Genomic DNA, 24,999 nt, shown 5'->3' on the forward strand with positions numbered 1-24,999 from the left:
TCTCGTTCAGCCACACTCCCTTCAGGATCCCTTCAGGCCGAGCACGTCCTGCATGTCGTACAGACCGGCCGGGCGATCCTGGAGCCACTGGGCCGCCCGCACCGCGCCCTTGGCGAACGTCATACGGCTGCTGGCCTTGTGGGTCACCTCGACACGCTCACCGATACCGGCGAACAGGACCGTGTGATCCCCGACCACATCGCCACCGCGAATGGTCTCGAAGCCGATCTCGTGACGCGGGCGCTCGCCGACGAAACCTTCACGGCCGTAGACGGCGCATTCCTTCAGATCGCGCCCCAGCGCATCGGCCACCACTTCCCCCATACGCACCGCGGTGCCGGACGGGGAATCTTTCTTGTGCCGATGGTGCGCCTCGATGATTTCCACATCGTAGTCGTCACCGAGAGCCTGGGCCGCGGTCCGCAGCAGATTGAGCACGACGTTCACACCCACACTCATGTTGGGCGCGAACACCACCGGAATGGCGTCCGCCGCCTGGGCCAGCTCGGCCCGCTCGGCCTCGGTCATGCCCGTGGTGCCGATCACCATCATCTTGCCGTGCTCATTGCAGAAGCGGGCGTTGTCCAGCGTCAGGTCCGGGAAGGTGAAATCCACCAGCAGATCGAAGGCATCCCGGACGTCGGCCAGACTGGACGCCAGCGCCACGCCGTTGCGACCAATACCGGCCACTTCGCCGGCATCGGCGCCCACCAGGCTGCTGGTCGGATCGACGATCGCCGCCCCCAGCTCCAGGCCTTCCGCCTCATCGACCGCCTCGATCAGGACTTTACCCATGCGCCCGGCGGCGCCGATGATTGCTACCTTCATGCTGCCCTTCCCTAGAATTTCATTTCGTCAAAGAAGCTCTTCACACCCTCGAACCAGGAGGTCTTGCGCGGCGCGTGGTTGCTGCCACTCTGCCCGTCCAGGGTCTGCTGGAACTCCTCAAGCAACTCTTTCTGGCGCTTGGTCAGCTTGACCGGCGTCTCCAGGATCACTCGGCACAGCAAATCGCCGGCCGGCCCGCCGCGCACCGGAGTGACGCCCTTGTTGCGCAGGCGGAACAGTTTGCCGGTCTGCGTCTCCGGCGGGATCTTGAGTTTGACCCGACCATCCAGCGTGGGCACTTCCAGCTCCCCACCCAGGGACGCATCCACGATACTGATCGGCACCTCGCAATACAGATTACGACCGTCGCGGGTGAAAATGGAATGCTCGCGCACGGAGACCTGGACGTAAAGGTCGCCGGCCGGACCACCGTCAATGCCCATTTCACCCTCACCGGACAAACGGATACGGTCGCCGGTGTCGACACCCGGCGGCACTTTTACCGACAGGGTCTTGGGTTGCTCGAGACGGCCGGCGCCCCGGCACTTCTTGCACGGATTCTTGATAACCTTGCCCGACCCCCGACAGGTCGGACAGGCCTGCTGAACCGCGAAGAATCCCTGCTGCATGCGCACCTGACCGATACCACCGCAGGTACCGCAGGTTTCCGGCTGACTGCCCTTCTCGGCGCCGGAGCCATCACACTCGTCGCACTCGACGTGTCCCGGCACATTGATCTGCACGGTGGTGCCTTTCACCGCCTCTTCCAGATCCAGCTCCAGGGTATAGCGCAGGTCCGCACCACGGTTGCTGCGACCGCGGCCGCCCCCGAAGATATCGCCAAAGACGTCACCAAAGATATCAGAGAAGCTGGCGCCACCGCCGCCGAAGCCGCCACCACCGGCCTGGCCGTCCACACCGGCGTGGCCGAACTGGTCATACGCGCTGCGCTTGCCCGCATCGGCCAGCACTTCATAGGCCTCGCTGGCTTCCTTGAACTTGTTCTCGGCCTCCGTGTCATCCGGATTACGGTCCGGATGGTATTTCATCGCAAGCTTACGATACGCGCGCTTTATTTCCTTGTCGTCCGCATCCCGGGAAACTCCGAGAACTTCGTAATAATCGCGTTTGGCCATGACTGATACCTGTTGCAGACCCCGGCCTCACCGGGATCTTGTGACTGCCTATTCCCATTGCCCCCGGCGCACGCTGGCCACCGGGCACAATTTCTCAAACCTTCAAACGCGCAAAACGCGGGGAGATGAATCCCCGCGTTTTGCGGCTAGCGGAAGACGTTGCGCTTAGCGCTTGTCTTCATCTTTCACTTCTTCGAACTCAGCGTCGACGGCGTCGTCGCCGCTGGACTGGGCCTGCTCACCCTGGGCGGCGCCTTCGGCACCTTCCTGAGCGGCCTGGTCGGCGTACATCTTCTGGGCCAGTTCAGAAGAGACCTCGGTCAGCTTCTGGGTCTTGGCCTCGATGTCGTCCTTGTCGTCACCCTTCAGCGCCTCTTCCAGCTCGCTGATCGCGGTTTCGATGGACTCTTTTTCCTGCTCGTCGACCTTGTCGCCGGCTTCGCTCAGGGTCTTGCGTACGGCGTGAACCATGCCGTCGCCCTGGTTGCGAGCCTGGATCAGCTCCTCGAACTTGCGATCCTCTTCGGCGTTCGCCTCAGCGTCGTGGACCATCTGATCGATCTCGTCCTCACTCAGGCCGGAAGAAGCCTTGATCACAATGGACTGTTCTTTACCGGTGGCCTTGTCCTTGGCGGACACGTTCAGGATGCCGTTGGCGTCGATGTCGAAAGTGACCTCGATCTGCGGCACACCGCGCGGCGCCGGCGGAATGTCGGCCAGATCAAAACGGCCCAGCGACTTGTTCTGGGTCGCCTGCTTGCGCTCACCCTGGACCACGTGGATGGTCACAGCGGTCTGGTTATCATCGGCGGTCGAGAAGGTCTGCGACTTCTTGGTCGGGATCGTGGTGTTCTTCTCGATCAGCGGCGTGGCCACACCACCCATGGTTTCGATACCCAGGGTCAGCGGGGTCACGTCCAGCAGCAGAACGTCTTTCACGTCACCAGACAGAACCGCCGCCTGGATGGCCGCGCCCATGGCAACCGCTTCGTCCGGGTTCACGTCCTTGCGCGCGTCCTTGTTGAAGAAGCTCTTAACCTTCTCCTGGACTTTCGGCATACGGGTCTGACCGCCCACCAGAATCACTTCGTCGATCTCGGAAGCGTCCACACCGGAATCCTTCAGCGCGACCTTGCACGGCTCGAGACTGCGGTCGACCAGGTCTTCCACCAGCGCTTCCAGCTTGGCGCGGGTCAGCTTCAGGTTGAGGTGCTTGGGACCGCTCTGGTCCGCCGTGATGTACGGCAGGTTGACGTCGGTCTGCTGGCTGCTGGACAGCTCGATCTTGGCTTTCTCAGCCGCTTCCTTCAGGCGCTGCATGGCCAGGGAGTCGCCGCGCAGATCAATACCGCTGTCCTTCTTGAACTGGTCCGCCAGGTACTCGATGACCTTCAGGTCGAAGTCTTCACCACCCAGGAAGGTGTCACCGTTGGTGGCCAGCACTTCGAACTGGTGCTCACCGTCCACGTCGGCGATCTCGATGATGGAGATATCGAAGGTACCGCCACCCAGGTCGTAGACAGCAACCGTGCGATCACCGCCCTTCTTGTCCAGGCCGTAGGCCAGGGCCGCCGCGGTCGGCTCGTTGATGATCCGCTTGACGTCCAGACCGGCGATCTTGCCTGCGTCCTTGGTGGCCTGACGCTGACTGTCGTTGAAGTAGGCCGGAACGGTGATGACCGCTTCGGTGACTTCTTCGCCGAGGTAGTCTTCGGCGGTCTTCTTCATCTTCTTCAGCACTTCCGCGGAAACCTGCGGCGGTGCCATCTTCTTGCCCTTCACTTCCACCCAGGCGTCACCGTTGTCGGCCTTGGCGATCTTGTAGGGCACCATCTTGATGTCTTTCTGGACAACGTTGTCCTCGAAGCGACGACCGATCAGTCGCTTGATGGCATACAGGGTGTTGTCCGGATTGGTGACGGCCTGACGCTTGGCTGACTGGCCGACCAGCGTTTCACCGTCTTCGGTGTAAGCGATGATGGACGGCGTGGTGCGATCGCCTTCCGCGTTCTCGATGACCTTGACCTTGTCACCATCCATGATGGCTACACAGGAGTTCGTGGTCCCCAGGTCGATACCAATAACTTTGCTCATTGATTGACTCCAGTTCCTTTAGTTGCCGAATCTGCCTGATTCGCAATGGTTCATTCTGTCTTTGGCTCGGCTTGTCGAGCGTTTACTGCCTATATTGGCTCGGTAAGCGCGTTTTCAAGCCTGCTCGTCGATTTTTGCGCTGTCGTCGGGACGTGCCACGACCACCATGGCCGGACGCACCAGACGATCGTTCAGGGTGTACCCCTTCTGGATGCAGGACACCACGCTGTTGGGCTCCGCATCCGGCGCGGGCACCATGGACATGGCTTCGTGGAGCTGCGGATCGAACGGCTCGCCAACGGGATCAACGGCCTGCACGTTGAACTTCTCGAGACTGCTGCGGAACAGGCTCAGGGTCATTTCCGCTCCCTCGCGAATGGAGGCAACCACGTCGTCCGATGCCGACTTGCCCTCGGTGCTCTCGACGGCCTTTTCCAGGCTGTCGATCACCGGCAGCAGTTCCTTGACGAACTTCTCCAGCGCGAACTTGCGCGCCTTTTCCACATCGATGTCCGCGCGACGACGCACATTCTGCATTTCCGCCTGGGTGCGCAGGACCAGGTCCTTCTGCTCGGAAAGCTGGGCCTGAAGGACTTCAACCTCGCCCTGCCCCTCGGCGACGGGCTCCTCGGTCGGCGCTTCAGTCGCCTCGGGTGCCTCGTTCAGCTCTTCCTCAACCTGCTCGTTGCGGGATTCATCTGCGCTCATCAGTCACTCCTGATCTATCTGCAAAATGGCGGCATGCCGCCCTTCTTGACTAGCTTGCCGGGGATATGGGGATCACCCGTGAGGACTTCAACCACTTTGGCGAGATTACTTGCAGACTGAATAAACACTGTATATATTCACAGCCACTGTATGAATTAACAGTGATAACGCATCCAACCAGACTTCACCGCGCCATTCAGGGCGCACACGATCCGGGAGGGCTTCATGCTGAACCAACTGATCGTCGCCAACTACGCCATTGCCGAGCGCGTTGAACTGCGGTTCCGCCAGGGCATGACCACGCTGACGGGGGAAACCGGGGCGGGCAAGTCCATCGTCCTTGACGCCCTCGGTCTGGTCCTCGGCGGCCGCGCAGACGCGGGCGCCGTGCGGCACGGAGCCAAGCGGGCCGACATCACCGCCCGCTTCGACGTCAGCCGGATTCCCGAAGCCACCGACTGGCTGGAAGCCCACGACCTGGACGACGAGCATGAGTGCATCCTGCGCCGCGTGATCAGCAGGGACGGTCGCTCACGTGCCTACATCAATGGCCAGCCCTGCCCGCTGGCCGACCTGCGCCAGCTTGGCGGCATGCTGATGGACATCCACAGCCAGCATCAGCATCAATCCCTGCTGCAGAAAGACACCCACCGCAAACTGCTGGATGAGTTCGCCGGCGCCGAGAAGCTTGCCGAGTCCACGCGAGACGCCTGGAAAGCCTGGCAAAAAAGCCGGCAACGGCTCACCGAACTGCGCAGCAACCGCGACGAGAATGAGGCAAAACTGCAATTGCTTCGCTATCAGGTGGAAGAGCTGGACCGTCTGGCGCTGGCCGAAGGCGAGCTCGACGATCTGGAGGCGGAACAGGCCCGGCTGGCCCACTCCGAAACGGTTCTGCGCAACTGCCATCAGGCCGCCCAGCTGTGCAGCGAAGAAGAGCCCAGCGCAGCGTCACTGATTCAGCAGGCCCTGCAGCAACTGGAGCAGCTTCCGGTGGACGTCCCGGCTCTGGCCGACACCCTGCAGATGCTCAACGAAGCCCAGATCCAGATTAACGAGGCGGGTAACAACCTGCAGCATTTCGTGGAAGATTACGACGCCGACCCGGCTCGCCTGGAAGAGGTGGAAGGTCGCCTGAGCACGGTCTACGAACTGGCCCGCAAACACCGGGTCGGCCCCGAGCAGCTGCTGGAACTGCACCGGCAACTGCAGGAGGAACTCGCGCAACTGGACGGCGGCGAAGGCAGCCTGGAGCAGTTGGAAGCTGAAGTCGACGCGTTCCGGCAGACCTGGCAGGAACAGGCGGACGCGCTGACCGCAAAACGCGAAGACGCGGCCGCACGGCTGGACACACGCATTGCCGAGGAACTGGCGTCGCTGAGCATGCCCTCGGTGCAGTTCGTCACCCGGCTCGCGCGCCAGGAATCGGACACCCCAGCCGCGGTTGGCAACGAGGACATCGAATTCCTGATCAGCGCCAACCCGGGGCAGCCCGCACGGTCACTGAGCAAGGTGGCCTCGGGCGGCGAACTGTCCCGGATCAGCCTGGCCATCCAGGTCGTCGCGGCCCAGACATCAACAATCCCCACCCTGGTCTTCGACGAAGTCGACGTGGGTATCGGCGGCGGCACCGCCGAAGTGGTAGGTCGCCTGCTGCGACAGCTCGGCACCAATGGCCAGGTCCTGTGCGTGACCCACCTGCCCCAAGTAGCGGCACAGGCTCACCAGCACCTGTTCGTCAGCAAGTTCAGCGAGCGGGACGCCACCTTCTCACGTATTGAAACACTCAACGACGACGGTCGCGTCCGTGAGGTCGCCCGCATGCTGGGCGGCGTGGACATGACCGACCAGACCCTGGCCCACGCCCAGGAGATGTTCCAGAAGGGGCAGGCCGTTCACCACTGAACGGAACGGCTTGGCCCAAACAGGAACTGATAGCGGCACTGTGGCGCCCGCAGCACCACGGCGCTCACACTGACATTTCCCCCACGCTCAACCCCGAGCGGATTCCGAGGCAGGTTTTCCTGCCTCTTTTTTTTATTGCACGTCCCGATGACTGAAACAAAAACGCCCCCGAAGCGGAACTTCAGGGGCGCTGGCATGCCTGACACGGAAACCGGAAGCGCTGATCAGCTCTTCTTGGCCGGTTTTACGTACAGGATCAGACTGTGATCAACAAGCTCGTACCCGTGCTCTTCGGCGATCTTGCGCTGCCGTTCCTCGATGACCTGATCAACAAATTCGACCACTTCACCACTTTCGGTACAGACCATATGGTCGTGGTGATCTTCCCGCGCAATTTCGAACACGGCGTGACCGCCCTCGAAATTGTGCCGCAGGACGAGGCCCGCCGCCTCAAACTGGGTCAGGACTCGATAAACGGTCGCCAGACCGACGTCATCACCGGCTTCGAGAAGTTTCTTGTAAACATCTTCTGCACTGAGATGATGTTCATCGGATGCTTTCTCAAGGATGTTGAAAATCTTGACCCGAGGCAGGGTCACCTTGAGGCCAACCTTGCGTAATTCAGCGTTTTCGGATGACATGCTGGTGTTTCGCTCTTTGGTGATGTGTCTGCTTCCGTTATGATAGCCAGCCAGACGGTTACCGGCCATTTCCAGGGCCGCCCCTGTAAGCATCTCAAGATAGAGGATTTCACCCCCTGATGCAAAAGCCCGCCGCCTTACTCTCCCTTGTCCTGACAGCCATTCTGAGTGCCGGCTGTGCGTTCCCTGGCGTGTATAAAATCAACGTCCAGCAGGGCAACATCGTGGACGACGAATCCCTGGCTCAACTGGAAAAAGGGATGCCCCGAAACCAGGTCCACGCCATCCTCGGAACCCCCATCATGCTTAACGCGGTGGACGATTCGAGGGAGTACTACCTGTACACCTTCCAGGAGGCTGGAGGGGACATTCAGGAGCAGCGGGTGATCGTCTATTACGAGGGGGATTCGTACGATCACTTCGAAGCTCAGATGCTCGAAGAAACCCCCGCATATTGAACCTCTTAATCGAGGATATTTAACTTTTTTTGCGTGCCCGGTTCAGCCGGGCCTGCTTGGGATCGATTTGCAGCGGTCGGTAGATTTCCACCCGGTCGCCCGCCCTCAAGGGATGGCTCCTGGGCGCTTTGATGACCTTGCCGAAAATCCCCATGTCGGCGCTTTCCGCATCAATCTCCGGAAACAGGGTCTGGATGTCCGATGCCATCACCGCGTCGAACGCAGACGTCCCCTCCGGCACGTCCACCGGACGAATTTCCTGACGCTCCGGCGTGGCATAAGCCACTTCCACGCGAATCAACGAGCTCACGCCGTCGCCTCCCCATACACAGCCAGGGCCCGCTGACAGAACGCATCCACCATGGTATTGGCGGCCTGGCTGACAATGGCGTTCAGGGTCATGCGAGCCAGCGAGCTATTGGGCTCGAATTGCAGTCGCAGCACCACTTTACAGGCCCTGTCCTCCAGGGCGATGAACTCCCAGGATCCGCCGAGGTTGCTGAATGGCCCTTCCACCAGGGACATATGGATCGCACGGGGCGCCTCAAGGCTGTTGCGGGTGGTCAGCCGATGGCGCACACCGGACTTGGCCACCTCGATGGACGCCACGATTTCCTGATCGTCCGCCTGGTGGATCTCCGTGCCGGCACACCAGGGCAGGAATTCCGGGTAACGGTCAATATCATTGACCAGGGCGTACATCTGCTCGGCGGAATGCCAGACCAGTGCTGATTTCTCGATCACTTGAGCCATGCGTGAACTACAACTTTCCGGTTGAACAAAAAAGGACCTGCGAAGCAGGACGCGGGCGACCTGCCAACGGCGTCAGACACTATGATAAAGCAAATCATCGCTCGATGGGGCCGCCTCCTGCCCCGCCCCGGAAGGAGCCGCCTGCTCCAGCGGTCTCAAACCGGCCTCGCCTTCGCCGGACGCGTCCGGCAAGACCTCCGGCTCCGATGTCGGTTCCAGCGAGGGAGTATCGGAGCGTGCCGGCGAGGCCGGCTCCCCGGCGCCCTCAGCGGGCATTGCATCAGGCCCGGCAGCCGGCGCGCACCAGAACAGCTTGTGGTTCCCGGAACACAGTGAAGAACCGGACTGCATGGCGTAATGGATGCCCACGTACAGGATGATCACCGGCAGAACCAGACGGATGGTCCACAGCCAGAGCCCCTTGAACAGTCGGGGCGCTCTGCCGATCAGCCTGTAGGTCACGACTTCCGGCAGCGCCCAGCCAACGAAGAACGCCAGCAGCAGACTGACCACCGGGATCAGGACCGTGCTGGTCAGCAATTCGATCCAGCGATAGGCGGTCCCGCCGAGGATGCTCGCCTCGGACCAGATGTTGAACGAAAACAGGCTCAGCAGACCGACAAGCCAGGCCGCTACGCCGACCAGCAGCACACTCCAGCCCCGCGGCGCCGCCAGCCGCTCCTGCAACCAACTCACCGCCGGCTCCAGCAACGCCAGCGACGAGCTCCACGCCACCAGCACGATCAACACAAAGAACGCGGTCGCCACGAACTGACCACCGGGCAGCATGGACAGGCTTTCCGGCAGGGACAGGAACACCAGACTGAAGCCCTGCACAGCCCCCGGCAGGCTGGCGGTTCCGGAAAAAACCAGGGCATAGATGACCAGACCCGCCAGCATGGCAATGAGAGTGTCCACCAACGCGACCGCAAACACGGAGCGCTTGATCGGCGTCGTGGGTGCCGAATAGGCACCGAAAACGATCAGGATGCCGGTTCCCAGCGAAAGGGTGTAGAACGCATGGGTCAACGCCATGCGCACCCCATCCAGGGTGACGTCCTCGGGACGCATGCGCAGCAGGAAATCCACAGCGGCCGGCAGGTTGCCGAAGACGGCGCTGTAATAAAGCAGTGCCAACAGCAGCACCATGAACAACGGCAGCACCACGCGCATCGCCCGCTCCAGGCCGTTGACGACCCCCTGTCCGGAGACCACCAGAACCATCACCAGGAAAGCCGCATGCCACCCCATGAACGCCCGGTACCCATCGGCCTGCTGGACCAGCGAACTCAGGTTGGACGCCAGCGCCGCCGGCGCCGCATCGGTGAGCTGACCGTAGGCCGCGTAAAACACATAGGCCAGGCAGATACCGCCGATCACGGCGTAGAAGGACAGGACCAGAAAACCGGCCAGCACACTCAACCGCCCACTCCAGACCCAGCGGGTCGGCGCTCCGGCCTCACGTCGCAGGGCATCGATGGACAACACCACCCCATGCCGGGCTCCGCGCCCGATCACCGACTCGGTCAGCATCAGGGGAACAATCAGCCCCAACAGGCAAAACAGATAGACCAGGATGAAAACTCCGCCGCCGTTGTCACCCGCCATCGCCGGAAAGGTCCAGATGTCGCTCAGCCCGACGGTCGCCCCGGTGGTGGCCCAAAAGAAAGTGGTTCGGTGGGTCCAGGAACCGACTGGTGTTTGATAACGTCCCCGCATTCAAGGAGCCTCTGACTCGTTCCTCAGTTAAGACCAGGGGAACGACATGCCGCCCCTGAATTCCAATGCCGACGAAGCCGTCCCAAACCATCCAGTCCCCAGGGCTTCCAGGCGTCCATTGCTGGGCGGCATTGTAGCGGAAACCCGCAAAACCATTCACCTGCGCCGGACTGCCCCGTGACCCGTTTGACATTACTGGGCTACAATGCGTCGTTTCGCCGGGGCGGGCATCGGCTGCCGCAACTGGACAGACCGGACGGCGCCAACGCTCCACCAAGGCTTTTTCGAGGACAAACCACGCATCCATGAGCAAGAAGAAACCGGGCAAACCGACCAGCAGCACCATCGCGCTGAACAAGAAGGCCAAACACGAATACCACATCGAGGAACGCTTCGAGGCCGGGCTGGCGTTACAGGGCTGGGAGGTCAAATCCCTGCGTGCGGGCAAGGCACAGCTGGTGGATGCCTACGTCCTGCTCAAGGGCGGTGAGGCCTTCCTGCTGGGCGCGCACATCACCCCGCTCAACACAGCGTCCACCCACGTCATCTGCGACCCGATACGGACCCGCAAGCTGCTGCTGCACGCCAAGGAAATCGCCAAACTGATCGGCGTCACCCAGCAACAGGGCCACACCTGCATCCCGCTGGCCCTGTACTGGAAGAAGAACATGGTCAAATGCGAAATCGCGCTGGTGAAAGGCAAGAAGCAGTACGACAAACGCCAGACTGAAAAAGAGCGCGACTGGAACCGTCAAAAGCAGCGGATCTTGCGTGAAGTCAATCAGGGCTGACGTTTAATCCTTCTTAATTTTTACGTTCTTCCGAGCGGGCAAAATCTGGGTCTATACTGACTTGTCCGGGTGGAATCGCCGTCGCAGCAAAGCCGGCGACATCCCCATCCTCTCCACACGGACAGAAGAGAGGCTCGCAATGACTCGCACTCGAACGCCCATGACAGCCGTTGACCGCGCGTGGCTGCGCATGGAATCCCAGGAAAGCCCGATGATGATCGGGGCCGTACTGATTTTTGACGAGGCGCTCGATCTGACGCGCTTTCGGCAGGTACTGGAAGAACGCTTCCTCCGTTTCCGCCGCTTCCGGCAGATCGTCGAACACCGCGGCGACAAAACCTACTGGCGGGACGACCCCACCTTCGACCTGGACAACCACCTGCACGTTGTCGCCCTGCCCGGCGACGCTGGCCAGGATGCCCTGCAGGACCTGGCCAGCGACCTCAACAGCACGCCCCTGAGCCCCAGCAGACCACTGTGGCAGGTGCATTACATCGAGAACTATCAGGGCGGCAGCGCGCTCATCGCCCGCATCCACCACTGCATCGCTGACGGCATTTCACTGGTGCGCGTCCTGCTGGCACTGACCGACAACAAGCCGCACCGACACCTGCATACCGTCCCGGCCACCCCACGCTACGATGAGTCGCGCTGGGAGCGCTTGGGGCGCAAGGCCAGGGAACTCAAGCACAGCGCCGGCGCCGGCATCGAGCAACTGCGCCACTTCGGCCACAACGTCTGGAAAAAACCCACCTACCCGCTCGAACTGATGCGCACCGGCGGGGAGGTGGGCCTGGAGTGCCTCAAACTGGGACTGACACCATCCGACCCACCCACACTACTCAAGGGCGACCTGGGCGGCCGCAAACAGGTGGCCTGGGCCAACCTGCCCCTCAAGGACGTCAAGACCACCGCCCGGGCCCTCAAGGGCACGGTCAACGACGTCTTGATGACGGCGGCCACCGGCGCCATCCATCAATACTTGACCGATCAACAGGAAACCCCGCCCGACTGCGGCATCCGCGTGGCCGTGCCGTTTAACCTGCGTCCGCTGCAGCAACCGATCGAGACCCTGGGCAACCAGTTCGGCCTGGTGCTGGTGCCGCTGCCGGTGGACGTGGACTGCCCGCGCATGCGCTTCCGCCAGGTGCAGGACCACATGAACCGCCTCAAGCGCAGCTGGCAGGCGCAAGTCACCTACAGCCTGCTGGATCTATTCGGACGCGGCCCCGATATTCTCGAACGCCGCGCCCTGCGACTGCTCAGCCGCAAGGCCTCTGCGGTGCTGACCAACGTGCCCGGCCCGCGGCGCCCGGTGTACCTGGCCGGCGCCCGTCTGTCGACGCCCATGTTCTGGGTGCCCCAGACGGGCGGCATCGGCATCGGCATGAGCATCTTCAGCTATGCCGACCGGGTGCTGTTCGGGATCATCGTGGACAAGAAACTGGCGGTGGATCCGCAGCGAGTGATGGACGCGTTCGAGACGAGCTTCTACGACCTGGCCGAGGTAGCAGGCACGCCCGGCACCTATCCTCAAGTGGAACGACGCGCGGTGGAGCGCCGCAAGGCGTCCTCGTTCTAAGCAGAAATAACCATGCCGGCCCGGTCGATAATCCTTGAAGTCACCGGGACCGGCCCCATATACTTGTTGTGCAAGGGGACGATATGGCTTCGACGCCGGTGACGAACCCTTGGGTGCATGTCGAGATGGCAGCCAATCTCGTTAATCCAAAGCTGCTTTAAAATAGTCGCAAACGACGAAAACTACGCACTGGCGGCGTAAGCCGTTCCAGTCGTCCTGACTGGGGTGCCTACTACCCAGAAGCAACACCTCAGGACGTCATCATTAGTAGGACGCTCTATCCGTCAGAGCTCACTGGCTGATAGCTAAGATATAAAGAGCTCGCCTCTTACACCCTGACCTTCGGGTCGTTTGAGGTTAAACGAATAGAAGGAAACTAAGCATGTAGATCTCAAGGCTGAGTGCTGGCGGACGCGGGTTCGATCCCCGCCGTCTCCACCAAACACCCAGAAAAAAGCCGCTCAATCGAGCGGCTTTTTTTATGTCTTCGAACTCAACACATCACTGCCCAACCGCCACCGGCGATGCCCCCACCTGGCGCGCCTCGATGTCGACGGTCAAAGCGCGCAGCAATGCGTCGGCCTGGGGGCGGGTCATGCCCACCTGCACCAGCTCACCGTCCGGGTCCACAATGACGTGATGCTCGCGAATGACGCCTCCGTCCTCACCGCTGTGGGACACCTTCATCAGCTTGTAGCCATCTTCGTTCTTCAGCACGGTAACCGGCATTCGGCCCTCCCAGTGTTGATGTCACCGTTATAAAGCCAGTGTGCCATGCCGCCATAAGCGATAGTGTAGCGTTTTGAAATGCAATTGTTTTCTGGATTTCACATTTTGCACTTTCGTAGCTGATTGTTTTCTCGACATTTCCATAAAATTACGTGAACAATCAATTCCATGCCCACAATGAAACATCGCGTGTATCGTCTCATCGCCAGCCCGGCAGGTTGCCATTGATTCCCGGCCATTACGTTCGGTAAAGCCGACTACAAAAAACTACCCGCCGCCAACACGCCACCCGGAGTTGGCTAAACTGCACGTGTCGACCATCAAACGGGAGATTTCTTGCATGCCGAGGGCGATCCGTTTCTGCTGGCCGATGGTGGCGCTCTTCTGCCTCAGCAGTCATGCCCATGCCGACAGCGACATCGACCGAGCCACCCAGAACGTTCTGTCTGCCAACTATACCCTGGGCGCCCTGCTGACCAACGGCGAAGCCGTCCGTTTCGGCTTCTGGGATTTCAATCCCAACGACGTCTTCGAGCTGGATAACGACGAGTTCGGCAACACCGACTCCGCCCAACTGCGACAAAGCATCGCCACCGCCAGCCTGCCCTTTAACTGGACCTACCCGTTTCGCGATACGGACGACCAGATCCTGCTTTCGGCGCACCTGGCGTACATCTCCCAGTCCCAGGATGTGAAACTGGTCGTGTCCGACGAGTCCGGTACCGACAAGCTGGAGGAAACCCTGCTATTCGCAGGCGTTGGTGCCGGCTTTCGCCACCACATAGGCGACCGGACGGATGTAACCGTTGGATCCTCGCTGAGCTGGGTGCGCTACCGCAACGATACGAACTACCGTACAGAAGCTTCCCGCGAGGTGCAGTCCGAGCTGGACGGCCTGCTGACCAACATCAAGGTCGACGCCGTGCTCGCCGAGCCGCGACTGCAGGTGACCCACACACTGCCCATGCTGGGCGCCCGCTGGCATTTCTTCAGCGATTACCACTACCTGTTCGGCACCACAATCAACACCGATCGCAACGCCCACGAGGCCAAGCCGGAAGCCTGGTACTGGTTCAACGGCTTCAAGATTCGCGACCCCCTGTTCTCGCGCTGGCTACCGGGGCAGAACATCTGGTTCCGACTGGCGCGGGTGGACGTAGGCGGCGATATCGGCGATCAGCTGGGTAACGATCATTACTACGAAGCGGGTCTGGCGTGGCTGCTGCGGACCGGCAGCCGCGTGCCTTTCCTCGACAACATCGGCATTGGCATCAATTTCAATTATGGCAGCGTGCTGCGGGGCGGCAGCCTGGTGCTGATGCTGAACGAGGACTGGTTCTGAGACGGAGGTCGGCCACCGTCAGTTTTGAGACGGAGCGTCCGCTTCGGATTCGCGAGCGGGCACCTGCCGGACCTGGACCTCGATATCAACGCTCTCACCGTGGAATTCGAGCGTCATGGGGAAGCGATCCCCCTCTTTCAGGGGGTCGGTCAAATCCATCAGCATGACGTGATAGCCGTTGGGCTCGAACCGCATGGTTTCACCGGGCCCGATCAGAACCCCGCCATCCACGACTTCCATACGGACGGTGCCACCTTTCTGGCGGCTCTGGTGCAGGCTGGCGTGAGCCGTCCAGGGTGCCTGAACCGCCTCCAGCCGGATAGGCTCGTCGCGATGGTTGGTCACCGAAAAATAGACAGCCCCGTTGATGGGCGATACCGGCGGCGTGGGTCGGGCCCAGGGATGATGCACTTCAATCCCTTCCTGCTCGACCTCTTCAGCGCCAGTCAGACCGGCTGACATCAGCAGCACACCCGCCAGTAGCGCACACGCGAATCGACGCCCCGTCCGCACCTTGTCCCCTCCAGCCATTCCAGCGCACTGTTCTTTTTAGACGTTCGTTCTTTATTATTCCTTCATACTAGAAGAGCCCCTACCAAGCGTCACGCTTCCCTGCGGCACAGAATGGCGTCCGGATCGGTCGCAAAAGCGTAACAAATTGATCGCAATGCACCTTTTTGCCTATCCTAGTGGGTGGCAAAATCAACCACCCGTATCGTCTTGGATGGTGCCCGATTGTGACCATTAGCATTCCCTCGCCCAACCCGCTTCGCCGGGACGGTCCATGAGGGCGACGATGCCTCGCAGCCGGCCATCGATCAGGAAGGCCCGAGCGGTCCACCAACAGCGTCGCGACAATGCCTGTACGACAATGCCTGCGGGGCAGTGTCATCATGTCGTGACGCTGGTCTGGTGGACTAAATCCGTGACCATGTGTTGAAAATCAGGACTTTCTCATGCGCACCGCCTCACGCTTTGCCGTTGTCATTATTGCCCTGCTGGTCGTACTCGGCGGCATTTTTGGCTATACCTTCTATCGCTTCGGCGAAATGCAGAAGCAGTTTTCGCAACCGCAGCCGCCAGCCATCATCGAGGCGACAACCGCCGAGCAGGCGTCCTGGACGCAGTCAATCAAGGCCGTGGGCAGCGTGACCGCCGTCAACGGCATCGAAATCGCCAACGAGGTCGCCGGGGTGATCGAGGAACTGCGCTTCGAATCCGGTGACCGGGTGGAGCGGGGCGACATCCTGCTACGCCTGGACAGCGCGACCGACGAGGCCGCCCTGCGCACCCAGCGCGCCGAAGCCAAGCTGGCGGAACAGCAGTTCAAGCGCACCGCCGACCTGCTGCCGCGCAAGGCCATCTCCCAGGCGGAATACGACGAAGCCCAGGCCAACCTGGAAGCGGCCAACGCCCGCACCAACGAGGCCCAGGCGACGCTGGAGAAGAAGGTCCTCAAGGCGCCTTTCGCCGGCACCCTGGGTCTGCGTCTGGTGGATCAGGGCCAGTATCTGGCAGCCGGCACCTCCATTGTTGAAATCAACATGCTCGACCCGATCTACGTGGATTACACCGTGTCCGAGAAAGAGCTGGCCAGTATCGACGTGGGCCACCGGGTCCGGGTCACCGTGGCTGCGATCCCGGATAAAGAGTTCGAAGGGCAGATCAGCGCCATCAACAGCTCGGTCAACCCGGAGAGCCGGACCGTGCGTGTGCGCGCCACCCTGCGAAACCCCGAGCGGGAACTGCGACCGGGGATGTTCGCCACCGTACACACCCTGCGTCCGGACCAGCGCGACGTCGTCGCGGTGCCGCGCACGTCGATCTCGTTCAACACCTACGGCGATTTCGTCTATGTCATCACCGAAAACGATGACGGTGAGCTGGTGACCGAACGCCGCACGGTCGAGACCGGCTCCAGCCGCGACGGTCTGGTGGAAGTGACCAGTAACCTGGACGTCGGTGAGCGGATCGTCGCCACCGGGTTGCTGAGGCTGCGCGCCGGCCAGCGAGTCCAGATCGAGGATCCATCCCAGTCGTCTGACTCCGCGGATACGGCGGACACCACCAGCGGCACGGAGGCCGGCGAATAATGCGCTTCACCGACATATTCGTTCACAGGCCGGTCCTGTCGACGGTCGTCAGCCTGCTGATCCTGCTGCTGGGCGTACGCTCGGCCATGGAAATGGAGGTGCGGGAATATCCATTGCTGGAAAGCACCACGGTGACCGTCACCACCGCCTACCCCGGCGCCAGCTCCGACCTGGTCAAAGGCTTTATCACCACGCCGTTGCAGCAGGCCATCGCCGAGGCCAACGGCATCGACTACCTGACCTCCACCAGCACCCAGGGCACCTCCACCATCGAAGCCCACATGGAGCTGAACTACGACGCCAACGCGGCGCTGGCGGAAATCCAGGCCAAGGTGGCGAGCCAGCGCAACGTGCTGCCCCAGGACTCGGAAGATCCGGTCATCACCTCTACCACCGGTGACAGCACGGCGCTGATGTACATCGCCTTCTACAGCGACACCATGCCGGTGCCGCAGATCACCGACTACCTGACACGGGTCGTCCAGCCCAAGCTCCAGGCCCTGTCCGGCGTGGGCAAGGCGGACCTGCTGGGGCGGACCTTTGCCCTGCGGGTCTGGCTGGATCCGGAGCGTCTCGCCGCGATCGACATGACACCCACCGAGGTGGTGCAGGTACTGGTCCAGAACAACTACCAGGCCGCGGTCGGCAACACCAAGGGCGACCTGGTCAAGATCAGCCTGACCAGCGATACCGACGTGGGCGATCCCAACCAGTTCCGCGATCTGGTCATCAAGGAGTACGAAGGCTCGCTGATCCGCCTGCAGGACATCGCACGGGTCGAACTGGGTTCGGAAAGCTATGAAAACCTGGCCCTGTACAAGGGCAAGCCCTCCACCTACGTGGCCATCGAGATGTCCCCCGGCGCCAACCCGCTGACCGTGGCCGAGCTGGTCAAGGACGAGCTGCCGGGCATTGAGGCGCAGCTGCCGTCCGAACTGAAAGTGGACCTGCCCTACGACGCTTCCGAGTTCATCGAGGACTCCATCAACGAGGTCATCCAGACCCTCTGGGAAGCGGTGCTGATCGTCCTGGTGGTGGTTTTCCTGTGCCTGGGGTCACTGCGGGCGGCGATCGTGCCGTCGGTGGCGGTGCCGCTGTCGATCATCGGCGGCGCCTTCATCATGCTGGCGCTGGGCTACTCGCTGAACCTGCTGACGCTGCTGTCGCTGGTGTTGGCCATCGGACTGGTGGTGGACGACGCCATCATCGTGGTGGAGAACGTGCACCGGCACATCGAAGAAGGGGAGTCGAAGTTCAACGCCGCCCTCAACGGCGCCCGGGAGATGGCCACGCCGATCATTGCCATGACCACCACCCTGGTGGCCGTGTACGCGCCGATCGGCTTTATGGGCGGCCTGGTCGGCGCGCTGTTCACGGAGTTCGCCTTCACCCTGGCCGGTACGGTGGTGATTTCCGGGATCGTGGCCCTGACCCTGTCACCGATGCTGTCCGGCAAGGTGCTCAAGCCCCACGGCAAACCCACCAGGTTCGAAACCAAGGTGGAGAACTTCTTCAATGGGCTGTCCAGCCTTTACAGCCGTGGGTTGGCCTCCTCCTTGGAAACCAAGTCGGTGACCATTTTCTTCGCGCTGATCGTCCTGCTGTCCATCGGCGGCATGGTGATGCTGAGCCAGAGCGAGCTGGCGCCGGAGGAAGACCAGGGCATCCTGCTGTTCCAGGGCAAGGGACCGCAGACCTCGACCCTGGACTACCTGCAGAAGTACGGCGCCCAGATGCAGGAGGAATTCGAGCAGGTACCGGGCTACGACCAGAGCTTCATGCTGCTGGGGATTACCAACCCCAACGAGGCGTTTGGCGGCTTCAAGATGAAGTCCTGGAGTGAGCGGGACATTTCCCAGTTCGAGGTCCAGCCGATCCTGCAGCAGCGCATGGCCGGCATCACCGGCTTGCAGACGGCGGTGTTCGCCATTCCGTCCCTGCCCGGCTCCAGCGGCGGTCTGCCGTTCCAGTTCGTCATCACCACCGGCAACAGCTACGAAGAGCTCAACGCCGTGGCCGACGACCTGATGGCCAAGGCGCAGCAGAGCGGCAACTTCATGTTTCTGCAGAAGTCCATCGAGATCGACCGCCCCATCTCCACGATCCATGTGGACCGGGACCGGGTCGCCGACCTGGGGCTGTCCATGCAGGACGTCGGGCAGGCCATGTCGAGTATGCTGGGTGGCGGCTACATCAACCGCTTCAATATGGAAGGCCGGTCCTACCAGGTCATCCCGCAGGTGGAGCGCTACGCCCGCAAGAACGTCGAGGCGCTGAACGACTACTACATCCGGGCCGACTCCGGCGAGCTGGTACCGCTGAGCAGCGTCGTAAGCTTCAGCCACGCGGTGGAGCCATCCCAGCGAACCCAGTTCAACCAGCAGAATTCACTGACCATTCAGGGGATCCCGCTGGTACCTCAGGGCGAAGCCATCAACTTCATCACCCAGACGGCGGACGAACTGTTCCCGCAGGGCTTCACCTACGACTTCATGGGGGACTCGCGCCAGTACGTGCAGCAGGGTAGCGCGCTAGCGGTGACCTTCTTCCTGTCGCTGCTGGTGATCTACCTGGTGCTGGCCGCCCAGTTCGAAAGCTGGCGTGACCCGCTGATCATCCTGGTGTCGGTCCCCATGTCGGTGGCCGGGGCCATGGCGTTCATGGTGACCGGCTTCACCACCATGAACATCTACACCCAGGTGGGGCTGATCACGCTGATCGGCGTGGTGTCGAAGAACGGTATCCTGATCGTGGAGTTCGCCAACCAGCTCCAGCACGAAAAGGGACTGAACAAGCTGGACGCGGTGATCGAAGCCTCGGCCATTCGCCTGCGGCCGATCATAATGACCTCCCTGGCCCTGATCGTGGCCATGGTGCCGTTGCTGATCGCCGTCGGCCCCGGGGCGCAGAGCCGCTTTGCCATCGGCCTGACCATCGCCACCGGCCTGGGTATCGGCACCTTCTTCACGCTGTTCGTGCTGCCGGCGTTCTACGTGCTGCTGGCCAAGGACCACAACGCCAGCCAGGACGAGGCGGCCAAAGCGGGAGGAGAACCGGCCGAGTCGCATTGATCGGCTGGACGCCATGAAACGGAAAAGGGGCCTCCGCGGAGGCCCCTTTTTTTGGCGTTTGCTTTGAGCTATGTGCCCAAGTCTTCGATTTAAAAACTCGCCGTCGCCGTTACCGACGACCCGGCGCTCTGCCCCGCCAGCGCATTGTTGCTGCCGCTTTGCCACACCAGATCGGCGGTCGGATCGGTTTCATCCCGCTTGATGCACTTCCACTCAACGGCGGTATCGGCGGGAATCGCCACGTCACCCTGCCAGGTGGGGTAATTGTCCGGCGACAGGATCACCGCCGAGGCCGGATCCCAGTTGCCCAGCGTGGCAACGCTGCCGGTCACATAGACGCTCTGGCCGCTGACGGTGGTGCCGTTCTGGCATTCGAAGGTCACGGTCACGTCAGTACCGGTGTCGCCGCCGGAGCCGGAATCGTCGTCGCCGCTGCCGTCACAGGGCGCGGCGGTGTGCAGCGCGGCGGCCTCCATGGCGGCCACATCCAGGGTCACCTGGCCGCCGGAGACGGTCGCACAGCTGCTGTCGCCCGCCACATTGCGGTAGCTGCCGTCCGGCAGGTTGGTGCTGAACGTGCGGCTCAGGGCAGCGCCTTCCCGGTTGATCACCACAAAACCCTTGGCGCCGCGACCGAAGGCGATCTGATTGTTGCCGTTGTCCCACCAGTTGTTAACGCCGGTGCCGTCGGTTTCGTTGCGGAAAGCCACCATGTTGGCGATGGACGACCAGCGATGCTCGCAGATCCAGTCGCTGCCGCACTGGGCTTCGCCGTTCTGGTAGACGGCGCTGGAGGGCGGGCCCTGGTCGCTGTCGGAGAAGGCGTAGCTCGACATCACCTTGGGATAGCCGTAGGGCCAGGCCAGCATGAACACGTTGGCTAGGTTGTACAGGGAGCCATCCTGATAGGTCAGCACGTTGCTGCCGCCGGCGCCGTGGCCGCGCTGGTTGTCGTGGTTATCGGTGAAGACCACGGCGTTGGTGCCGCCGATAAAGCCCCAGTCCTCGCCGAAGTTGCTCAGGTAACTGAGCTGCTGGTTCTTGAACACATCGCCGATGTTGGCGCTGTACTTGAACTCGGTGACATCGCCCTGCCCGGTATACTCGGTCGAGCTGATGGCCTCACCGCCCAGGTCGATCACTTCCTGGAACGTGTAGAAGTCGCCGTTGATGCGCCCCAGGATGCCGGCGATGTCGGATGGCGCCATGTGCTTGGCGGCATCCACCCGCATGCCTTTCACGCCCAGGTTGATCATGCCGTTGATGTAGTCGGCAATGGTCTGCTGGACATACTCAGCGGAGGTATCCAGGTCCGGCAGCCCCACCAGCTGGCAGTTACGCACGCGCCCGGCATCGCTGCTGTAATCACCGCTGTTGATCGTGCAGACGCTGTGGAAATCGTTACTGCTGTAGATGGGGTAGCTCATGCTTGAGCTGTCGTAGGAGGAGCCGGCGGTGCCGGTGCCCGAGCCGTTGGCCATGTGGTTGATGACCGCGTCGGCGTAGACGTCCACGCCCACCGCATTACAACGGGACACCATGTTGGCGAAGGCGGCGGCATCACCACTGCGGCTGTTCAGCGTGTAACTGACCGGCTGGTAGCGGGTCCACCATTCACTGCCCTGGATGTGCTCCTGGGGCGGCGAGACCTGGACCGCGGAAAAGCCCTTCGGGCCGAGGAAGTTTTCGCATTCCTGGGCGACATCGTCCCAGGACCATTCGAACAGATGCACGAAGACCCCGGCCTGGGCCTGGGATTGCGCACCGAAAAACAGCAGAGCGGCCGCCAGCCATGGCAGCCCGTATTTGGCGTGTTGCATTGTTATCTCCTTGCCGACCTCCGAAGGGAGGCGCTTGTTGTCTTTGTTGGGAGAACACCCACCACAGATTCAGCGGAATCCGGGTGTCCGTGACCAATGTCAGATGCAGGCCTCACCGGGGCAACAGCCATGCGCCGCCAATTCACGGCGTAGACGACAGGAGGAACTCACTGATAGCGGGGCGTAATGATGCGTTTTGCGACACACCGGAAGACAGAAATGCTGGATGCACTTGAGGAGGAGAGGCGTCCGGCCACGCGCCAGGCGTAACCGGACCGGCCGGACGGCCGCGAGCGATCAGGACGGCTCGCGGGTCTTGTCCAGCTGCAGCGTGGACAGGGTGCGGTTGCGCACCTGCTCCAGCAGCTCGGCGTCGTCCACTAGGGACTGGCCGTAAGATGGGATCAGTTCGCGGATGCGGGCCTGCCACTCCGGCGACTTGACCCGGTCGGCGAAGCAACGCTCCAGGACATCGACCATCGCGCTGACGGCGGTCGACGCCCCCGGTGACGCGCCCAACAGGGCAGCCAGGGAGCCGTCTTTTGCTGCCACGATTTCAGTGCCGAATTCCAGCTTGCCACGACCATCAGCGGATTTCTTGATGATCTGCACCCGTTGGCCGGCATTCTGCAGCTTCCAGTTCTGCTCCTGGGCATCCGGGAAGAAGTCACGCAGCGACTCGATCCGGGCCTGATGGGACTGGAACACTTCCTTGATCAGGTAGCGGGTCAGGTCCATGTTGCCCTTGCCCACCTGCATCATCGGCATGATGTTGCCACCGCGCACAGACGAGAACAGGTCGAATACGGAACCCTGCTTCAGGAACTTGGTGGTGAACCCGGCAAACGGACCAAACAGCAGCGCCGGTTCGCCGTTAATGATGCGCGTGTCCAGGTGGGGTACGGACATGGGCGGCGCGCCCATCGGCGCCTTGCCGTAGACCTTCGAGTGGTGACGCTTGACCACGTCGGGCTTCTGGCACACCAGCCACTGCCCGCTGACCGGGAAACCGCCGTAGCCCTTGCTTTCCTCGATCTCGGACTTCTGCAGCAGCGGCAACGCCCCGCCACCGGCGCCGAGAAACACGAAACCGGCTTCGATCTTCTTGGTCTCGCCGGTTTTCTCGTCGCGCACACGCACTTTCCAGCGACCGTTGTCGCGCTGGGCCAGGGTTTTCACCGGGTGGTTCAGCAGCAACTCGAAGTTGGGCTGCTTGGCCAGGTAATCGATCATGTTGCGGGTGAGCGAGCCGAAATCCACGTCGGAGCCGTGGGTCACACGGGTCGCCGCCACCGGCTGGCTGGTGTCCCGGCTGCTCATGATCAGCGGCATCCAGTCGCGGAGCACCTCCGGCGAGTCGGTAAACTCCATCTCCTTGAACAGATGGTGCTGGCTGAGCAGTTCGTGACGCTTGCGCAGGAAGGCCACGTTCTCCTCGCCCCAGACAAAGCTCTGGTGCGGTGTCGCGTTGATGAACTTCTGGGGTTCGGGGAGGATGCCCTGCTCCACGAGATGGGACCAGAACTGGAGGGAGAGTTCGAAAGCCGCGTTGATGTTCAGAGCCCGTTGAATCTGAATCCCGCCGTCAGCGGTTTCCGGCGTGTAGTTCAGCTCGCAGTAGCCGGCGTGACCGGTACCTGCGTTATTCCATCCGTCGGTGCTTTCATGGGCCACGTGATCAAGACGTTCCACCATGACGATGTCCAGGGACGGATCAAGCTGCCTGAGCATCATGCCGAGCGTGGCGCTCATGACGCCACCGCCGACTAGCACGACATCTGCCTGTCTTGCAGTCATTAGCTTGCTACCTTCAATCTGATGTGATCGAAACGATTCATAGTTTTTATGAGGGGGTGATTATCCGTTTTTTTGCCGCAATATGAAATTGAATAAGGCAATAGGTACGAATCTGGCATGATCAGGGCAATGAAACCGGTGGTCGATCAACGCCGGTACGCGTAAAATCGCCGCTTTGCCGCACGTAGCGCCCCTATTGCTTCGCCCGCGGCCACCAATAACAGCAACAAATAACGTCCGATACAAAAACAGCCCGCGGGTGGTTTGTCCTATATGCACTGGTTGGATATTGTCCTGATCTCGTTTGCCGTGCTCGCGTTGCTCGGCGTCATCTTCGAAGAAGTCACACACGTCAACAAAGCCAAGGTCACGCTCTTCTTCGGCACCCTTTCCTGGATCCTGCTGTTCGTGACCAGCGGTTCCCGCTCTCATACCGAGCTGGTGCAGCAAGGCCTGGAAGACAGCATTTCCGAGATCGCTTCTTTGTGGCTGTTCCTGGTGGCGGCAATGACCTTCGTGGCCTACCTGAACAAGAAAGGCATGATCGAGAACCTGATCTACCTGGTCATGCCCAAACGCATCAAGGAAAACCAGCTGTTACTGCTGGTGGGGCTGTTCTGCTTCATCTTCTCGTCCCTGGCCGACAACATCACCGCCACCCTGGTGTCCTGCGCGCTGATCCTGTCGCTGCACCTGGAGCGCAAGAAACAGGTGCGGTTTATCACACTGGTGGTGTTCGCGGTCAACTCCGGCGGGGTGTCGCTGATCACCGGTGATGTCACCACGCTGATGATCTTCCTTGCCGACAAGGTGGAAATCCTCACGCTGCTGGCCCTCTCGGTACCCGCCGCCTGTGGCGTCTTCTTCCTGGCGCTGTTGCTGTCCCGCGGCATGAAAGGCGAGGTGGAACTGGTGCACGACCGTAACGAGGTGCGCCGGGTGGACATCGTCATCGCCTGCCTGTTCCTGGCCACCATCATCGGTACGATCGTGTGCAACGTGCTGTTCGAGATTCCGCCGGTGCTCACCTTCCTGTTCGGGCTGTCGATGATGTTCCTGACCTCCCGGTTCCTGAGTACGGACTCCGACCTGGACCCGATCATCGAGTACGTGCGCACCATCGAGTTCGACACCCTGTTCTTCTTCCTGGGCATCCTGCTGATCGTGGGCATGCTCAAGGAAATCCAGGCGCTGGGTGCATTTGTCGACGTGTACCAGGTGTTGCCCCCGATCGCCGCCAACTACCTGATGGGCATCTTCTCCTCGCTGATCGACAACGTGCCGCTGACCGCCGCGCTGCTGAAGGCCGGTATCGACATGACGCCGGGCGAGTGGTTGGGGCTGACCTATGCGGTCGGCGTGGGCGGCTCGCTGCTGGTGATCGGCTCCGCCGCCGGTATCGTCGCCATGAGCAAGATCCCGGGACTCACCTTTGCCAGCTACCTGCGCTACAGCGCCTTCCTGCTGGTGGCCTATACCATCGGTTACGCCGGGGTCTACGCGCTGGGTTTCTTGCTCTGAAGCCCAGGCCC

Annotated in this window: 20 protein-coding genes and 1 other RNA gene; 9 read left to right on the plus strand and 12 right to left on the minus strand. The window is 61.6% G+C overall.

The features are described 5' to 3' along the window. Positions 1–21: 21 nt before the first annotated feature. The 4 genes from dapB to grpE all read right to left on the minus strand — a co-directional run bounded on the left by dapB (position 22) and on the right by grpE (position 4,766). Positions 22–828, minus strand: coding sequence for a 4-hydroxy-tetrahydrodipicolinate reductase (gene dapB / locus GQB00_RS09275; protein ID WP_165856003.1), 807 nt, complete (start codon positions 826–828; stop codon positions 22–24). An 11-nt stretch (positions 829–839) separates the two neighbouring features. Next, positions 840–1,964 carry a molecular chaperone DnaJ gene (dnaJ, locus tag GQB00_RS09280; RefSeq protein WP_165856004.1) on the minus strand — a complete coding sequence of 375 codons (1,125 nt, stop codon included), beginning with the start codon at positions 1,962–1,964 and terminating at the stop codon, positions 840–842. Between the two features lie 165 nt (positions 1,965–2,129). Further along, a complete protein-coding gene (dnaK, locus tag GQB00_RS09285; RefSeq protein ID WP_111494355.1) occupies positions 2,130–4,058 on the minus strand; it encodes a molecular chaperone DnaK in 1,929 nt (642 codons plus the stop codon). A 114-nt stretch (positions 4,059–4,172) separates the two neighbouring features. After that, complete coding sequence (gene grpE, locus GQB00_RS09290) at positions 4,173–4,766, minus strand: nucleotide exchange factor GrpE (protein ID WP_165856005.1); 594 nt, start codon at positions 4,764–4,766, stop codon at positions 4,173–4,175. Positions 4,767–4,991: 225 nt separating this feature from the next. On the opposite strand from grpE, the gene recN reads away from it, so the two are divergent. Next, entirely contained in the window at positions 4,992–6,671 is a 1,680-nt protein-coding gene (gene recN / locus GQB00_RS09295; RefSeq protein WP_165856006.1) for a DNA repair protein RecN, read from the plus strand. Positions 6,672–6,895: 224 nt separating this feature from the next. Here the strand turns inward: recN and fur are convergent, their stop codons facing one another. Continuing rightward, positions 6,896–7,312 (minus strand): ferric iron uptake transcriptional regulator, encoded by a 417-nt coding sequence (fur, locus tag GQB00_RS09300; RefSeq protein WP_111496748.1) that lies wholly within the window; start codon positions 7,310–7,312, stop codon positions 6,896–6,898. 119 nt (positions 7,313–7,431) lie between these two features. Between fur and GQB00_RS09305 the strand changes: the two genes are divergently transcribed. Then, positions 7,432–7,770 carry an outer membrane protein assembly factor BamE gene (locus GQB00_RS09305; protein ID WP_111494349.1) on the plus strand — a complete coding sequence of 113 codons (339 nt, stop codon included), beginning with the start codon at positions 7,432–7,434 and terminating at the stop codon, positions 7,768–7,770. Positions 7,771–7,789: 19 nt separating this feature from the next. Here GQB00_RS09305 and GQB00_RS09310 read toward each other — a convergent pair whose 3' ends face one another. The 3 genes from GQB00_RS09310 to GQB00_RS09320 all read right to left on the minus strand — a co-directional run bounded on the left by GQB00_RS09310 (position 7,790) and on the right by GQB00_RS09320 (position 10,242). Beyond that, positions 7,790–8,071 (minus strand): RnfH family protein, encoded by a 282-nt coding sequence (locus tag GQB00_RS09310; protein WP_207950762.1) that lies wholly within the window; start codon positions 8,069–8,071, stop codon positions 7,790–7,792. A gap of 5 nt (positions 8,072–8,076) precedes the next feature. Then, positions 8,077–8,523 (minus strand): type II toxin-antitoxin system RatA family toxin, encoded by a 447-nt coding sequence (locus GQB00_RS09315; protein WP_111494347.1) that lies wholly within the window; start codon positions 8,521–8,523, stop codon positions 8,077–8,079. A gap of 72 nt (positions 8,524–8,595) precedes the next feature. Then, positions 8,596–10,242 (minus strand): sodium-dependent transporter, encoded by a 1,647-nt coding sequence (locus GQB00_RS09320; protein WP_165856007.1) that lies wholly within the window; start codon positions 10,240–10,242, stop codon positions 8,596–8,598. Positions 10,243–10,547: 305 nt separating this feature from the next. Here GQB00_RS09320 and smpB point away from each other — a divergent pair, with 305 nt between their 5' ends. The 3 genes from smpB to ssrA all read left to right on the plus strand — a co-directional run bounded on the left by smpB (position 10,548) and on the right by ssrA (position 13,056). Beyond that, complete coding sequence (smpB, locus tag GQB00_RS09325; protein ID WP_111494343.1) at positions 10,548–11,033, plus strand: SsrA-binding protein SmpB; 486 nt, start codon at positions 10,548–10,550, stop codon at positions 11,031–11,033. 139 nt (positions 11,034–11,172) lie between these two features. After that, complete coding sequence (locus GQB00_RS09330) at positions 11,173–12,615, plus strand: wax ester/triacylglycerol synthase family O-acyltransferase (protein ID WP_165856008.1); 1,443 nt, start codon at positions 11,173–11,175, stop codon at positions 12,613–12,615. A gap of 74 nt (positions 12,616–12,689) precedes the next feature. Beyond that, positions 12,690–13,056: a transfer-messenger RNA gene (ssrA, locus tag GQB00_RS09335) on the plus strand. A gap of 60 nt (positions 13,057–13,116) precedes the next feature. On the opposite strand, the gene GQB00_RS09340 is transcribed toward ssrA, so the two are convergent. Continuing rightward, entirely contained in the window at positions 13,117–13,344 is a 228-nt protein-coding gene (locus GQB00_RS09340) for a hypothetical protein (RefSeq protein ID WP_165856009.1), read from the minus strand. A gap of 340 nt (positions 13,345–13,684) precedes the next feature. Here GQB00_RS09340 and GQB00_RS09345 point away from each other — a divergent pair, with 340 nt between their 5' ends. Beyond that, positions 13,685–14,686, plus strand: a complete 1,002-nt coding sequence (locus GQB00_RS09345; RefSeq protein WP_111494337.1) for a Solitary outer membrane autotransporter beta-barrel domain — start codon at positions 13,685–13,687, stop codon at positions 14,684–14,686. A gap of 18 nt (positions 14,687–14,704) precedes the next feature. Here GQB00_RS09345 and GQB00_RS09350 read toward each other — a convergent pair whose 3' ends face one another. Continuing rightward, positions 14,705–15,148: a copper chaperone PCu(A)C gene (locus GQB00_RS09350; RefSeq protein WP_165856010.1), complete on the minus strand. Its 444-nt coding sequence runs from the start codon at positions 15,146–15,148 to the stop codon at positions 14,705–14,707. Between the two features lie 494 nt (positions 15,149–15,642). On the opposite strand from GQB00_RS09350, the gene GQB00_RS09355 reads away from it, so the two are divergent. Both GQB00_RS09355 and GQB00_RS09360 read left to right on the plus strand, forming a co-directional pair. Beyond that, positions 15,643–16,779 carry an efflux RND transporter periplasmic adaptor subunit gene (locus tag GQB00_RS09355; protein ID WP_111494333.1) on the plus strand — a complete coding sequence of 379 codons (1,137 nt, stop codon included), beginning with the start codon at positions 15,643–15,645 and terminating at the stop codon, positions 16,777–16,779. Further along, on the plus strand, positions 16,779–19,850 hold the full coding sequence (locus GQB00_RS09360) for an efflux RND transporter permease subunit (RefSeq protein WP_165856011.1): 3,072 nt from the start codon (positions 16,779–16,781) through the stop codon (positions 19,848–19,850). The genes GQB00_RS09355 and GQB00_RS09360 overlap by 1 nt, the downstream gene beginning before the upstream one ends. An 89-nt stretch (positions 19,851–19,939) precedes the next feature. On the opposite strand, the gene GQB00_RS09365 is transcribed toward GQB00_RS09360, so the two are convergent. Together GQB00_RS09365 and mqo are read right to left on the minus strand one after the other, a co-directional pair. Beyond that, the gene (locus GQB00_RS09365; protein ID WP_165856012.1) at positions 19,940–21,670 is read right to left on the minus strand and encodes a carbohydrate-binding module family 20 domain-containing protein; all 1,731 of its coding nucleotides are present in this window, start codon (positions 21,668–21,670) and stop codon (positions 19,940–19,942) included. Positions 21,671–21,967: 297 nt separating this feature from the next. Continuing rightward, positions 21,968–23,467, minus strand: a complete 1,500-nt coding sequence (mqo, locus tag GQB00_RS09370) for a malate dehydrogenase (quinone) (protein ID WP_111494327.1) — start codon at positions 23,465–23,467, stop codon at positions 21,968–21,970. Positions 23,468–23,740: 273 nt separating this feature from the next. Here mqo and nhaD point away from each other — a divergent pair, with 273 nt between their 5' ends. Beyond that, on the plus strand, positions 23,741–24,988 hold the full coding sequence (nhaD, locus tag GQB00_RS09375) for a sodium:proton antiporter NhaD (protein WP_165856013.1): 1,248 nt from the start codon (positions 23,741–23,743) through the stop codon (positions 24,986–24,988). Positions 24,989–24,999 lie beyond the last annotated feature (11 nt).

It is taken from the genome of Marinobacter sp. JSM 1782161, from assembly GCF_011421605.1.
Classification (GTDB): domain Bacteria; phylum Pseudomonadota; class Gammaproteobacteria; order Pseudomonadales; family Oleiphilaceae; genus Marinobacter_A; species Marinobacter_A bohaiensis.

Bases quoted from the DNA above. Each gene is read 5' to 3' on its own strand.
- dnaK (WP_111494355.1), bottom strand. From the start codon at position 4,058: ATGAGCAAAGTTATTGGTATCGACCTGGGGACCACGAACTCCTGTGTA.
- GQB00_RS09315 (WP_111494347.1), bottom strand. From the start codon at position 8,523: ATGGCTCAAGTGATCGAGAAATCAGCACTGGTCTGGCATTCCGCCGAG.
- GQB00_RS09355 (WP_111494333.1), top strand. From the start codon at position 15,643: ATGCGCACCGCCTCACGCTTTGCCGTTGTCATTATTGCCCTGCTGGTC.
- nhaD (WP_165856013.1), top strand. From the start codon at position 23,741: ATGCACTGGTTGGATATTGTCCTGATCTCGTTTGCCGTGCTCGCGTTG.
- smpB (WP_111494343.1), top strand. From the start codon at position 10,548: ATGAGCAAGAAGAAACCGGGCAAACCGACCAGCAGCACCATCGCGCTG.
- GQB00_RS09340 (WP_165856009.1), bottom strand. From the start codon at position 13,344: ATGCCGGTTACCGTGCTGAAGAACGAAGATGGCTACAAGCTGATGAAG.
- dnaJ (WP_165856004.1), bottom strand. From the start codon at position 1,964: ATGGCCAAACGCGATTATTACGAAGTTCTCGGAGTTTCCCGGGATGCG.
- grpE (WP_165856005.1), bottom strand. From the start codon at position 4,766: ATGAGCGCAGATGAATCCCGCAACGAGCAGGTTGAGGAAGAGCTGAAC.
- GQB00_RS09305 (WP_111494349.1), top strand. From the start codon at position 7,432: ATGCAAAAGCCCGCCGCCTTACTCTCCCTTGTCCTGACAGCCATTCTG.
- GQB00_RS09365 (WP_165856012.1), bottom strand. From the start codon at position 21,670: ATGCAACACGCCAAATACGGGCTGCCATGGCTGGCGGCCGCTCTGCTG.
- fur (WP_111496748.1), bottom strand. From the start codon at position 7,312: ATGTCATCCGAAAACGCTGAATTACGCAAGGTTGGCCTCAAGGTGACC.
- GQB00_RS09330 (WP_165856008.1), top strand. From the start codon at position 11,173: ATGACTCGCACTCGAACGCCCATGACAGCCGTTGACCGCGCGTGGCTG.
- GQB00_RS09350 (WP_165856010.1), bottom strand. From the start codon at position 15,148: ATGTCAGCCGGTCTGACTGGCGCTGAAGAGGTCGAGCAGGAAGGGATT.
- mqo (WP_111494327.1), bottom strand. From the start codon at position 23,467: ATGACTGCAAGACAGGCAGATGTCGTGCTAGTCGGCGGTGGCGTCATG.
- recN (WP_165856006.1), top strand. From the start codon at position 4,992: ATGCTGAACCAACTGATCGTCGCCAACTACGCCATTGCCGAGCGCGTT.
- GQB00_RS09320 (WP_165856007.1), bottom strand. From the start codon at position 10,242: ATGCGGGGACGTTATCAAACACCAGTCGGTTCCTGGACCCACCGAACC.
- GQB00_RS09360 (WP_165856011.1), top strand. From the start codon at position 16,779: ATGCGCTTCACCGACATATTCGTTCACAGGCCGGTCCTGTCGACGGTC.
- GQB00_RS09345 (WP_111494337.1), top strand. From the start codon at position 13,685: ATGCCGAGGGCGATCCGTTTCTGCTGGCCGATGGTGGCGCTCTTCTGC.
- dapB (WP_165856003.1), bottom strand. From the start codon at position 828: ATGAAGGTAGCAATCATCGGCGCCGCCGGGCGCATGGGTAAAGTCCTG.